The sequence below is a fragment of the Nocardioides sp. NPDC006303 genome, assembly GCF_040613175.1.
In the GTDB taxonomy this organism is placed as follows: domain Bacteria; phylum Actinomycetota; class Actinomycetes; order Propionibacteriales; family Nocardioidaceae; genus Nocardioides.
On the sequence record NZ_JBEXRR010000028.1, the window covers coordinates 15,529 to 27,553 of the forward strand.

Sequence of the window (12,025 nt, forward strand, 5' to 3'; positions counted from 1 at the left end):
CGACAACTGGGCGGCCCATACTAGGCTGCTTGGTGATGAGCGAGCAGCCGACACCTCAGCAGATCCGCCGGGCGCTGGCCCGGGCCGAACGCGGCGCAGCCCTGGACGTGGCGGAGGCTTCGGCACTCCTCGCGGCCAGGGGCGATGACCTCGAACGACTGACCACCGCCGCGGCGAAGGTACGCGACGCCGGGCTGGTCGCGGCCGGGCGACCCGAGACGGTGACGTACTCGCCGAAGGTCTTCATCCCGGTGACCAAGCTGTGCCGGGACCGATGTCACTACTGCACGTTCGTGGAGACGCCGGGGCAGGCCGAGCGTGAGGGCCGCGAACCCTACCTGAGCCCCGACGAGATCCTCGAGATCGCCGCCGAGGGCGCCAAGCTCGGTTGTCTGGAGGCGCTGTTCACCCTCGGGGACCGGCCCGAGGACCGCTGGCCCGAGGCACGGGAGTGGCTGGAGTCCCGTGGCTATGAGTCGACCCTGGACTATGTGCGGGCGATGGCGATCCGGGTGCTCGAGGAGACCGGACTGCTGCCCCACCTCAACCCCGGGGTGATGTCGTGGGAGGAGATGAACCGGCTCAAGCCGGTCTCCCCCTCGATGGGGATGATGCTGGAGACCACCAGCCGACGGCTGTTCGAGACCAAGGGCGAGGCCCACTACGGCTCACCCGACAAGGACCCGGCGGTGCGCCTGCGGGTGCTCGAGGACGCCGGTCGTCTCTCGATCCCGTTCACCTCCGGACTCCTGGTCGGCATCGGTGAGACGCTCACCGAGCGTGCGGAGACGATCTTCGCGCTGCGGAAGGTGCACAAGGCCTACGCAGGGCTGCAGGAGATCATCGTGCAGAACTTCCGGGCCAAGCCGTCGACCGCGATGCGCCACGTCGACGACCTGGGGCTGGATGAGTATCTGGCCGCGATCGCGGTCACCCGGATCGTCCTCGGCCCCAAGGCCCGGGTCCAGGCACCACCCAACCTGGTCGACCTCGACGAGTGCCGTGCGCTGCTCGGTGCCGGGATCGACGACTGGGGCGGCGTCTCGCCGCTGACGCCCGACCACGTCAACCCCGAGCGCCCCTGGCCCTCGCTGGACGCGCTGCGCCAGGTGTCCGCCGAGGCCGGCTTCAGGCTGCGGCCGCGGCTGACCGTCCACCCCGAGTACGTCAACGGCACCCTGCGCGAGGGGCAGGCATGGATCGACCCGCGCGTCCTGTCCCACGTCGAGGCCCTCGCCGACGACGACGGGCTGGCCCGTGACGGCATCCGGCCCGAAGGGCACCCGTGGCAGGAGCCCGACGGCGGCTTCACCGCGGCCGGCCGGGTCGACCTGCACGCCTCGGTCGACACCGAGGGTCGCACCAACGACCGCAGGGACGACTTCGAGACGGTCTACGGCGACTGGGACGCCGTTCGGGAGGCAGCCACCGCGACCGGTGCTCCGGCCGTACTCCATGCCGAGGGACACGAGGCACTCGCCGCGGCCGAGAAGGACCCCGGCAACCTCTCCGACGAGCACGCTCTGACCCTGATGACCGCCGAGGGCGACCTGCTGCGCCAGGTCACCAAGCTCGCCGACGACCTGCGCCAACAGGTCAACGGCGACACCGTGACGTACGTCGTCAACCGCAACATCAACTTCACCAACGTCTGCTACGTCGGCTGCCGGTTCTGCGCCTTCGCCCAGCGCAAGACGGACGCGGATGCGTACTCCCTCGATCTGGACCAGGTCGCCGACCGCGCCGAGGAGGCCTGGGACCTCGGTGCCACCGAGGTCTGCATGCAGGGCGGGATCGACCCCGAGCTCCCGTCGACGGCGTACTTCGACCTCGTCCAGGCGGTCAAGCAGCGGGTGCCCGAGATGCACGTGCACGCCTTCTCCCCGATGGAGATCGTCAACGGCACCTCCCGCACCGGACTCTCCATCGAGGACTTCCTGATCAAGGTCCGCGAGGCCGGGCTGGGTTCGCTCCCCGGCACCGCCGCCGAGATCCTCGACGACGAGGTCCGCTGGGTCCTGACCAAGGGCAAGCTACCCGCCAAGACCTGGATCGAGATCGTCTCCACCGCCCACCGCGTCGGCATCCCGACGACCTCGACGATGATGTACGGCCACGTCGACAACCCGCGCCACTGGGTCGGTCACCTCCGCGTCCTGGCCGGCATCCAGGACCAGGCCCGCGAGCACGGAAACGCCGGATTCACCGAGTTCGTACCCCTCCCCTTCGTGCACACCAGCGCACCGATCTACCTCGCCGGCGCAGCCCGCCCGGGCCCGACCATGCGCGACAACCTCGCCGTCCACGCCCTGGCCCGGATCATGCTCCACGGCCGCATCGACAACATCCAGACGAGCTGGGTCAAGCTCGGCATCGACGGCACCAGGGCCATGCTCCAAGCCGGCGCCAACGACCTCGGCGGCACCCTGATGGAGGAGACCATCTCCCGGATGGCGGGCTCCGAGCACGGCTCGGCAAAAACCGTCGCCGAGCTCGAGGAGATCGGTGCAGGCATCGGCCGCGACGTACGCGAGCGGACGACCTTGTACGAAGGCCGATGACCTGATGCACGTCGTGTTCTACCGGAACCTCAACCTCGGTCATGCCGGGTCGCCGAACCGGGAGCAACTGGAGGGTGCGCTCGAGCGGGGCGGCGCCTTGCGCGTGAGGTCGTTCCAGACGAACGGGACGGTGTTGCTCGAAGCCGCGGCCCCCGAGAAGGTCGTGGCTGCGGCAGCCGGCGAACTGGGCTCCCTGGCAGGGTACGACGACGCGGCCATCGTGAGGCCGCTGGCAGATCTGGAACGTGTGCTTGCGCTGGGGGTGTTCGAGAAGCACCAGTCCCCCCGCACGTACCGCGAGACCGTGACGTTCTTCCGGGGCGGCAAGGAGCCGAGCTGGTCGACGCCGTGGACCAACTCCAAAGACGACGTCGACGTGCTGCACATCGGAGACGGGATCGCCCTGAGCCTGATGCGCAAACCCCGCAACTCCGCGGGGAGTCCCACCTTCGAACTGGAACGGGCCACCGGTGGCGTGGCCACGACGAGGACCCGCGGCTCCATCGACCGGCTGTTGAGGGTCGCCGCAACGTGGAAGTAGTCCGCGTCGTTGAGGCGGAAGCCACCAGGGAGTGGCAGGGGGTATCGGAAACGACTACCCTCTACGATCCTCGCTGAACCGTCTCGAGAAGAGTGAGATGTCCGACCCCACCGGCAGCACCGCTCAGCAACAACCGAAACCCACCGAGCTCGCCAACGCGGCGGCTGAGGAGGCCCGTCGGCGACGGCTCGGGCTGCCGCCGCTGCCACGGCGGCGGCGCGACCGGGGCCGCCCCGTACGCCTGGCGCTTCGCTGGCTCGTGAGCGTCGGCGTACTCGTCGCGGTGGCCTTCCTCGGCACCTCGGCGTGGGCCTACTTCACCGGCGAGATCGGTCCGCTGCGCGGTGCCGAGAAGGACGTCGCGCGCACTCTCGCCCTCGCCGGTGACACCCCGGCCTGGGCCGACCCCGAGCAGATCCGCTGCGCCGCGGACGCCATGGTCAAGGACAAGGGCAGCGCCGCACTCACCGATGCCGGAGTGGTCACCAAGGCCGGCAGCGGGTTCAGCTATGCCGGGGAGTGGCCCTCGGCGCTGGGCTCGCAGTGGTACGCGCAGCTGCTCGACTGCGCCGATGGTGGCGCCAACAGCTGGAGCAGGCAGGTCGCGGACGCCTGGACGCTCGATGATCCCCGATGCCTCCGGGAGGTCGGCCGCCCCGCGATCGCCGGCGTCCTGGCCGTCACCAACCTGCGGCTCACCGACGAGGACCTCGCCGCCAAGAACGTCGACGCGATCACCCACCTCGACAGCTGCTACGCCCGCACACCCGAGGCACCGACCGGAGCCGCCGCGGCGGGCTACCGCGAGGTCACGCTGAAGGTCACCGCCCCGGCGGTCACCTCCGGCATCGCCTCCATCGATGACGGCGCCACCCAGCCGACCGCCGGCGAGGATCCGGAGCTCACCTACACCCTGCCGGTCGCCAAGGGCGGCACCGAGGTGTGCGTGGAGGCGACCACCAAGGTGACGTACGCCTGGGGCACGGTCCGCGCCGGCGAGCCGGCCAAGCTCTGCGGCAAGGCGGCCGCGGCCCGGATGGAGTGGCACACGGTCGAGCGCTCGTGCCCGAAGGGGAAGCCGAAGTGCACCTACATGGCGGCCTACCTCGAGGGGTTGGCCGACAACCAGACGATGACGGTTACCTACCGGCCGACGGGTGACTTCAAGTGCGCCGGCAAGAAACCGACCTGCACGGTCAAGATCAAGGCCGACGCCAGCGGCAAGGCCCGCACGCCCGGCCTGATGGTCACCGGCAAGAAGGGGAAGATCGTCGCGAGCGCGGGCAGTCTGAAGGCGACGTTCAGCGGCTCGTAGGCTGGGGGCGTGCCTTCTGATCTCACCTTCGGCGCGACCCGCGGGCCCAGCCCCGACCCGGCCCAGCGCCCGCCGGCGCTGCCCCGCAAGCGCCGCCGGACCCTTGTCGACCTCCCCGGTGGGACGTACGCCGCCGGGGACTCGTTCGGCGAGGGCTACCAGGCCGACGGCGAAGGTCCGGTGCACTCGGTCGACCTGCCCGGCTTCCGGCTGGACGCGACCGCGGTCACCAACGAGGAGTTCGCCCGGTTCGTGAAGGCGACCGGACACGTCACCACGGCCGAACGAGAGGGCTTCTCGGCCGTCTTCCACCTGGCCTTCGAAGGATCGCCGCGCGACGTCCTGGGCCGCTCTCCGGAGGCACCCTGGTGGCTCGGCGTACGCGCCGCGTCCTGGCGGGCCCCGGAGGGCCCCGGCTCCAACGTCGGCCGCCGCGGCAACCACCCGGTCGTGCACGTCTCTCACGACGACGCGCTGGCCTACTGCGAATGGGCCGGGACGAGGCTGCCGACCGAGGCCGAGTGGGAGTACGCCGCCCGTGGCGGCATCGCCGGCTCACGCTTCCCGTGGGGTGACGACCTGGAGCAGGACGGCACCCACCACGCCAACGTCTGGCAGGGAGTCTTCCCCGACACCAACACCGCCGACGACGGGTTCGTCACGACCGCGCCGGTGCGGACGTACGAACCCAACGGCTTCGGGCTGTTCCAGATGATCGGCAACGTCTGGGAGTGGTGCGCGGACTGGTTCTCGCCGACGTACTACGCCGACCTCGTCGACTCCGGCTCCTCCTCGGACCCGCGCGGCCCGGCCGAGGGCCTGACCCGGGTCATGCGCGGCGGCTCCTACCTCTGCCACGACTCCTACTGCCACCGCTACCGGCTCTCGGCGCGCTCCAGCAGCCCGCCCGACTCGACCGCGGGCAACCTGGGGTTCCGCTGCGCGGCCGACCTGGGCGATCAGTCGGCGGGGTAGAACTCCTTCGGGCAGGTGTCACCGGCACAGTCGGCGTACTTCTCGCTCAGCCCACGCAGCTCGGCCAGCTCATCGGCGTACTCGGGGAGCAGCGCGAGCGAGCGGATCTGGTAGGGGTCCTCGGCCAGGTCGTAGAGCTCTTCGCTGCCGTCGGAGAAGCGGGCGTAGGTCCAATCACCGAAGCGGATCCCCGAGTAGATCTGCTTGTAGCCGTCGTTGACCCGCCAGGCGGAGAGCGGGATCACCCGGTCCTGCGCGGGGGCCTCGAGCCACGGCATGATGTTGACGCCGTCCTGGGCCCGCCCCGGCTCGGCGCCGGCGACCGCCATGATCGTGGTGGCGATGTCGGGGTTGCCGACCCCGGTGGCCAGGGTCCGTCCGGCCGGGATGCCCGGGCCGCGCAGGATCACCGGGATCCGCTGCGTCTCGCGGTAGTGCATCAGCTTGCCGTTGATGTTGTGGCCGCCGGTGGTGTAGCCGTTGTCCGAGGAGAAGATGATGATGGTGTTGTCGAGCTGGCCGGTCTCCTGAAGACGGAGTACGTGGCTGGCGACCGCGCGGTCGAGCGACTGGACGGCCTCGACCCGCTGCTCGTGCGCGATCCGCAGCTCGGCGCGGCCCTGCGCGTCGAAGTGCTTGCGCGAGGCCGAGATCCGGGGCGCATCGGTCGGGGTGCGGAACATGTAGGGAGTGTCCGGCAGCTCGAGACCGTCGAAGGAGTGCTTGTCCTCGTCCGCCGGCCTGGTCGTGCTGGTGCCCTCCGGGTCTTCCGGCTCGTCGGGACCGCCGTGGTGCGGTGCCACGTAGTTGAGCCACATGTACCACGGCTTGTCGGCGCGCTCCGGCGCCGAGATCATCTCGTTGGCCTGGTCCCGCATGACGTACGTTGTGTAGCGGTTGTAGGTCGTGAGCTTGCCGTTGTGGTTGATCCGCGGCCGGATGAAGTTGTAGGTCGACATGTCGGTCGTCGCCCGCCAGTCGGTCCATCCGGGCGGCACGTCCTTGGCCGTCCCGTCGAGGCCGTAGCCGTTGAGGTACTTGCCGGCGAAGAGAGTGTCGTAGCCGGCGTCCTGCAGCGCCTCGGGCAGCGTGCCGGTGTGGTCCATCGACTGGTAGCCACCGCGTTCGCCGTTGATCGTCACCGTGTGGTGGTTCTGGCTGTACTGCCCGGTCAGCAGCGACGCACGGGCCGGCACGCAGATCGGCGTGGGAGCGATCGCCTCGGTCAGCGAGGTGCCCTGCGCGGCCAGGAGGCTGCGGGTGTGGGGCATGAACTCGAGATCCTCGTAGGCGAGGTCGTCGGCCGTGATCATGAGGATGTTGGGCTGGGTGGAGTAGGGCGCCCAGTCGGGCGTCGATGTCGGCGTCGAGGGCACCACGCCGTCGTTGTCGCGCGCGAAGGCGTTCCCGGCCAGAGACCCCAGAGACCCCAGCGGACCGGCCGATTCAGGCATCGCGCCGAGCGCGATCGAGGCGCCGGCGAGCACGGCAACGGCCGCCACCGCCAATCGGGCGCGAGGCGCCATCTGGTCTGCTCCCTTGGTCGATCCCCGCGTCGTATGTTTCCGTCCGGTTCCACTCCATACCGGACCGGGTTAACGTTACCGAAGGGGGCCGTGATGACCCCAATGCCCGGCTGATCAGGAGACTCAAGTGAGCGAATCGCGCGAGAACTACGGCGACTACAGTGTCGACGACGAGGACCAGATCACCGGGGAGGACGCGCTCTCCGGGGACGTTCTCGAAGGTGAGGTGCGCGACGAGCTCGACCACGGCATCGTCACCGCCGACCACTACTCCACCGACTACGGCAACACGCCCTGGGAGGAGGAGCACCGGGAGTGCATCGACCAGCGCCGCCATCAGGAGGTGCCTGAGCCGGATCCCTACGCGGTCGAGTACGACGATGCCGAGGAGAGCGACGACCCTGACGGCCGCGAGGTCGGCAACCAGCGAGCGGGCCGGCTGGTCGACCCTGACCGCGGCGAGGGCGAGGACGCGGAGTCCGAGCTGTACGGGATCGATGCCGGCATCGACGGCGCCGGCGCCTCCGCGGAGGAGGCCGCCATCCACATCATCGACGAGAGCGACGACGACGGGGACGACTACCGCTAGGCGGTGAGGTCGTCGATCTCCAGCACGATCTCGACCTCGAACCCCTCAGAGCTCTCCAGGTAGAGCGCCGTGTGCTCGTCTCCGCCTGCGTGCGGGTAGCGGTCGGCGTACATCTCGTGCCAGCCGTGCTCGGTCGACGCCGCCCGGATCCTGTCGAGCTGGTCTCGGTCATCGATCATGAACGCGATGTGGTTGACGCCGGGCCGGAGCCGGTCCTGCGTGCCGTGCTGGTCCGTGGAGTGCTCCATGAAGACGTACGTCCCGTCCGGTGCCTCCCAGAAGTGGCCCTTCTCGCCGGCCTCCCAGCCGAGCTCACCGAAGAGCCAGCCCCACTCCCCCGAGGCGGTCTCGAAGTCGTCGACCCAGAGGTCCCAGTGGTGGATCGCCCGCATGTCTTCACCCTAGCCTCGATCTGGTCCGATCTAACTGAGAGCGAGAGGTAGGGCCGAAATAATGGGCATGCTCATTGAGGGCAAGAAGGTCTTCGAGGACGATCGGTCGATCAAGTACGCATTCGAGTGGCCCGGTGCCGAGCGATCTGGCGAGGTGGAGATCATCAAGGCCGAGATCCAGGCGCGGCTTTCTGCTCCTGACTCCGGCCTAGATCCAGCTGCCGCGAAGATCCTCGTGAAGGCGTACAAGGAAGCAATAGCCACAGGGATGTGGCCAGACAAAGTGACCTACGCCGCTTAAGGCGCGATGACCGGCTGAATCCGCCTCACGTCCAGCTTTCGTCGGGCACTTGATCGAAAGCATCAATGTCTCCGAGCACTGCACATGCCGATGACACTTGGTGAACGAATTCACGAGGTGTCATCGTCTTGTACAGCCGCAGAAAACGGAGTCGCGGGAGCGGGAGCGAGCGTGTGAGGATCGGGGGCGTGAGTGACCTGAAGACCTTCATCGCCGGGCTGCCCAAGGCCGAGCTCCATGTCCACCACGTCGGGTCGGCTTCGCCGCGGATCGTCTCGGAGCTGGCTGCGCGGCATCCTGGGACGGTGCCGACGGACATCGAGCTCCTGCGGGAGTACTTCACGTTCAGCGACTTCGCGCACTTCATCGAGGTCTACCTCTCGGTCGTCGACCTGGTCCGTACGCCGGAGGACATCCGCTATCTGACCTACGAGATCGCGCGCGACCTGGCGCAGACCCAGCAGGTCCGTTACGCCGAGCTGACCTGCACGCCCTACACCTCCGTACGCCCGGACCTGGCCGTGCGCGAGCCCGGGCAGACCGGGCACACCGGCATGGCGATCGAGGCCTACACCGAGGCGCTCGAGGACGCCCGGGTGGGCGCCGAGCGCGACTTCGGCATCACGCTTCGCTGGATCTACGACATCCCGGGCGAGTCCGGGATTCCGGCGGCCGATGCGACCCTGGCGTACGCCGTCGACCACGGCCCGGAGGCGCTCGTCGGATTCGGGCTCGGCGGGCCGGAGGTGGGGGTTCCCCGGCCGCAGTTCGAGAGGCACTTCGACGCGGCCCGTGCCGCGGGCCTCCGCTCGCTGCCGCACGCCGGCGAGACGACCGGACCGCAGACGATCTGGGACGCCCTGACCGTGCTGAAGGCCGAGCGGATCGGCCACGGCACCTCGGCAGCCCAGGATCCCGCCCTGCTCGCCCACCTCGCCGAGCACCGGATCCCGCTCGAGGTCTGCCCCTCGTCCAACGTCGCCACCGGCGCCGTCGCGACGCTCGAGGAGCACCCGCTGAAGACGTTCGTCGACGCCGGCGTGCCGGTCACGATCAACTCCGACGACCCGCCGATGTTCGCGACCACGCTCAACCAGGAGTACGAGATCGCGACCGACCTTCTCGGCCTCGACGCCGCCGGCATCGCCGACCTCGCGCGTGCCGCGGTCGACGTCTCCTATGCCCCGGACGACATCAAGGCCAATCTGCACACCGAGATCGACGCGTACGCCACGTCTTAAGGTGGTCGGCATGGGCGAACTGACTCTGGCGGTCAACGGGATCGAGCTGTGCGTCGAGACGTTCGGGAGTCCGGCGGACCCGCCGATCCTGCTCGTCGGTGGGATGAGCGCCTCGATGGACTACTGGGAGGATGAATTCTGCCAGGCGCTGGCCGCGGGCCGGAGGTTCGTGATCCGCTACGACCACCGCGACACCGGCCGCTCGACAACCTGGCCACCGGGAGAGCCGGGCTACACCGGGCGCGACATGATCGCGGACATCCCGGCTCTGCTCGACGCCTTCGGCCTCGACAAGGGACACATCTTCGGCATCTCGATGGGCGGGGCGCTGGCCCAGTGCGCGGCGGTGCTCTATCCGGAGCGGGTCGAGACGCTGATCCTCAACGAGTCCTCACCGGCCTTCGACGGCGTACCCGACCTGCCGCCGATCGGCGAGGAGCTGGCCGACTTCTTCGCGAAGGCGGCCACCACCACGGTCCCGGATCCCGACGACCACGAGGCTCTGGTGTCGATGCTGGTGGAGGACCAGCGGGCGTTCGTCCCGGAGGGCTTCGACGAGGCCAGGATGCGGGCAGTCATCGAACGGGTCGTACGCCGCACGCCGGACATGCGGCCGAGCTTCGCCAACCACCAGGCGATGAGCGACGGCGAGCCGGTCGAGGCGACCCTGGCCGACATCGCCGCCCCGACGCTGGTCATCCACGGCACCCGCGACCCGCTGTTTCCGATCGGCCACGCCGAGATCCTCGCCCGCGACATCCCCGACGCGACGCTCCTCGTCCTCGACGGCGTCGGCCACGAGCCGCCCCCGCCCTCCACCTGGGACAAGGTCATCCCGGCGATCATCGATCACACAAGCTAGACCTCGATCTTCCCGAGCACGTCCCCGATCGCGACCGTCCCACCCACGTCGGTGCCGCGGGAGAGCACGCCTGCACGATGTGCGGCGACGCGGGTCTCCATCTTCATGGCGTCGATGACCGCGACGTCCTGGCCCTCGGTGACCTGCTCGCCGTCGGGGACGAGCCAGTCGACGAGTACGCCGGGAACGGTTGCCTCGAGCACAGCGGGGTCGGCGACGGCCGCTGACCCTGGATCGGCCGTCATCGACCCGCCCGCCGCGAGACCACGCAGGAGGTCATCCGGAAGCCCGAGCATCACCCGGCGTCCGTCGATCTCGATCGGCACCCGCCGAAGAGGCTGCACGGGCGCCGGCTCGGGTCGCCGCTGCGCCTCCAGGCGCGGCATCAGAGTGGTCTCGATCCACTGTGTGTGCACCGCGAACCCGGCGGTCGAGAAGGCCGGGTCGTCGAGCAGCACGCGAGCGAAGGGTACGACGGTCGCGACCCCCTCGACGCTGAGCTCGCGGAGCGCGCGGCGGGCACGTACGACGGCGGTGTCCCGGTCCGGCGCATGCACGATCAGCTTGGCGATCAGCGAGTCGAAGGCGCTCTGCACCGTGTCGCCCGCCTCGATCCCGGCGTCCCATCGGACCCCCGGCCCGGCGGGGACCCGGAGGCCCGTCACGACGCCGGGGCTCGGCAGGAAGCCGCGGCCGGGGTCCTCGGCGTTGATCCGCAGCTCGATCGCATGGCCCGTCGGCGCCGGCGTCTCCGAGAAGGAGAGACCCTCGCCCGCGGCGATGCGCAGCTGCTCCGCGACGAGGTCGACGCCGGTGACGGCCTCGGTGATCGGGTGCTCGACCTGCAGGCGGGTGTTGACCTCGAGGAACGAGATCACCCCGTCCTCGCCCATCAGGAACTCGACGGTCCCGGCCCCGCGGTAGGAGACGGCGGCGCAGATGTCGCGCGCGGCGTCGTGGATGCGGCGGCGCTGCTCGTCCGTCAGCCCCGGCGCGGGCGCCTCCTCGACGAGCTTCTGGTTGCGGCGCTGCAGCGAGCAGTCCCGGTCGCCGACCACCACGACGTGCCCGGTGCCGTCGCCGAGCACCTGCGCCTCGATGTGCCGCGGACGCTCCAGGAACCGCTCGACGAAGCACTCACCGCGACCGAACGCAGCCAGCGCCTCGCGCGAGGCTGAGTCGAAGGCATCGGCGACGTCGTCGAGCTCGCGGGCGACCTTCAGGCCGCGCCCGCCGCCGCCGAAGGCGGCCTTGATCGCGATGGGGAGCCCGTGCTCGCGCGCGAACGCGACCGCCTCGTCGGCCGACTCCAGCGGCCGGTCGGTGCCCGCCACCAGCGGTGCGCCGACGCTCTGCGCGATCCGGCGGGCGGTGATCTTGTCGCCGAGGCTGTCGATACTCTCGGGACTCGGGCCGATCCAGATCAGGCCGGCGGCTTCGACGGCGCGCGCGAACGCGGCGCTCTCCGACAGGAACCCGTAGCCCGGATGCACCGCGTCGGCGCCGGAGGCCTGCGCCGCGGCCATCAGCCACTCGATGCTGAGGTAGGACTCGGTGGCGGTGGACCCGCCGAGCACGTACGCCTCGTCGGCAAGACGCACGTGCAGTGCGTCGGCGTCCTGGTCGGCGTAGACGGCGACCGACACGAGGCCGGCCTCGGCAACCGCCCGCACGACGCGGACGGCGATCTCTCCCCTGTTGGCGATGAGCACCCTGCGCATG

At 69.8% G+C, this 12,025-nt stretch carries 11 protein-coding genes; 8 read left to right on the plus strand and 3 right to left on the minus strand.

The window, feature by feature from the left end; genetic code table 11:
* Positions 1–35 precede the first annotated feature (35 nt).
* The 4 genes from ABZY89_RS19965 (at position 36) to ABZY89_RS19980 (ending at position 5,392) form a co-directional block, all read left to right on the plus strand.
* Complete coding sequence (locus tag ABZY89_RS19965) at positions 36–2,561, plus strand: bifunctional FO biosynthesis protein CofGH (protein ID WP_355229994.1); 2,526 nt, start codon at positions 36–38, stop codon at positions 2,559–2,561.
* A 4-nt stretch (positions 2,562–2,565) separates the two neighbouring features.
* Positions 2,566–3,102 (plus strand): DUF1697 domain-containing protein, encoded by a 537-nt coding sequence (locus ABZY89_RS19970; protein WP_355229996.1) that lies wholly within the window; start codon positions 2,566–2,568, stop codon positions 3,100–3,102.
* Between the two features lie 97 nt (positions 3,103–3,199).
* Entirely contained in the window at positions 3,200–4,417 is a 1,218-nt protein-coding gene (locus ABZY89_RS19975; protein WP_355229997.1) for a hypothetical protein, read from the plus strand.
* 9 nt (positions 4,418–4,426) lie between these two features.
* Complete coding sequence (locus tag ABZY89_RS19980; RefSeq protein ID WP_355229998.1) at positions 4,427–5,392, plus strand: formylglycine-generating enzyme family protein; 966 nt, start codon at positions 4,427–4,429, stop codon at positions 5,390–5,392.
* Here the strand turns inward: ABZY89_RS19980 and ABZY89_RS19985 are convergent.
* Complete coding sequence (locus ABZY89_RS19985) at positions 5,377–6,918, minus strand: sulfatase-like hydrolase/transferase (protein ID WP_355230000.1); 1,542 nt, start codon at positions 6,916–6,918, stop codon at positions 5,377–5,379. The two genes, ABZY89_RS19980 and ABZY89_RS19985, sit on opposite strands and share 16 nt — an antisense overlap.
* A gap of 127 nt (positions 6,919–7,045) precedes the next feature.
* On the opposite strand from ABZY89_RS19985, the gene ABZY89_RS19990 reads away from it, so the two are divergent.
* Entirely contained in the window at positions 7,046–7,507 is a 462-nt protein-coding gene (locus tag ABZY89_RS19990; RefSeq protein WP_355230002.1) for a DUF5709 domain-containing protein, read from the plus strand.
* Here ABZY89_RS19990 and ABZY89_RS19995 read toward each other — a convergent pair.
* The gene (locus ABZY89_RS19995) at positions 7,504–7,899 is read right to left on the minus strand and encodes a VOC family protein (protein WP_355230004.1); all 396 of its coding nucleotides are present in this window, start codon (positions 7,897–7,899) and stop codon (positions 7,504–7,506) included. The genes ABZY89_RS19990 and ABZY89_RS19995 overlap by 4 nt on opposite strands.
* A gap of 67 nt (positions 7,900–7,966) precedes the next feature.
* Between ABZY89_RS19995 and ABZY89_RS20000 the strand changes: the two genes are divergently transcribed.
* The 3 genes from ABZY89_RS20000 to ABZY89_RS20010 all read left to right on the plus strand — a co-directional run bounded on the left by ABZY89_RS20000 (position 7,967) and on the right by ABZY89_RS20010 (position 10,303).
* Entirely contained in the window at positions 7,967–8,200 is a 234-nt protein-coding gene (locus tag ABZY89_RS20000) for a hypothetical protein (RefSeq protein WP_355230005.1), read from the plus strand.
* A 188-nt stretch (positions 8,201–8,388) separates the two neighbouring features.
* Complete coding sequence (locus ABZY89_RS20005; RefSeq protein ID WP_355230007.1) at positions 8,389–9,441, plus strand: adenosine deaminase; 1,053 nt, start codon at positions 8,389–8,391, stop codon at positions 9,439–9,441.
* A gap of 10 nt (positions 9,442–9,451) precedes the next feature.
* On the plus strand, positions 9,452–10,303 hold the full coding sequence (locus ABZY89_RS20010; RefSeq protein ID WP_355230009.1) for an alpha/beta hydrolase: 852 nt from the start codon (positions 9,452–9,454) through the stop codon (positions 10,301–10,303).
* Here the strand turns inward: ABZY89_RS20010 and ABZY89_RS20015 are convergent.
* Positions 10,300–12,024 (minus strand): biotin carboxylase N-terminal domain-containing protein, encoded by a 1,725-nt coding sequence (locus ABZY89_RS20015; protein WP_355230010.1) that lies wholly within the window; start codon positions 12,022–12,024, stop codon positions 10,300–10,302. The two genes, ABZY89_RS20010 and ABZY89_RS20015, sit on opposite strands and share 4 nt — an antisense overlap.
* Between the last annotated feature and the right edge of the window lies 1 nt (position 12,025).

Bases quoted from the DNA above. Each gene is read 5' to 3' on its own strand.
- ABZY89_RS20000 (WP_355230005.1), top strand. From the start codon at position 7,967: ATGCTCATTGAGGGCAAGAAGGTCTTCGAGGACGATCGGTCGATCAAG.
- ABZY89_RS19970 (WP_355229996.1), top strand. From the start codon at position 2,566: ATGCACGTCGTGTTCTACCGGAACCTCAACCTCGGTCATGCCGGGTCG.
- ABZY89_RS19995 (WP_355230004.1), bottom strand. From the start codon at position 7,899: ATGCGGGCGATCCACCACTGGGACCTCTGGGTCGACGACTTCGAGACC.
- ABZY89_RS19985 (WP_355230000.1), bottom strand. From the start codon at position 6,918: ATGGCGCCTCGCGCCCGATTGGCGGTGGCGGCCGTTGCCGTGCTCGCC.
- ABZY89_RS19975 (WP_355229997.1), top strand. From the start codon at position 3,200: ATGTCCGACCCCACCGGCAGCACCGCTCAGCAACAACCGAAACCCACC.
- ABZY89_RS20010 (WP_355230009.1), top strand. From the start codon at position 9,452: ATGGGCGAACTGACTCTGGCGGTCAACGGGATCGAGCTGTGCGTCGAG.
- ABZY89_RS19965 (WP_355229994.1), top strand. From the start codon at position 36: ATGAGCGAGCAGCCGACACCTCAGCAGATCCGCCGGGCGCTGGCCCGG.
- ABZY89_RS20015 (WP_355230010.1), bottom strand. From the start codon at position 12,024: ATGCGCAGGGTGCTCATCGCCAACAGGGGAGAGATCGCCGTCCGCGTC.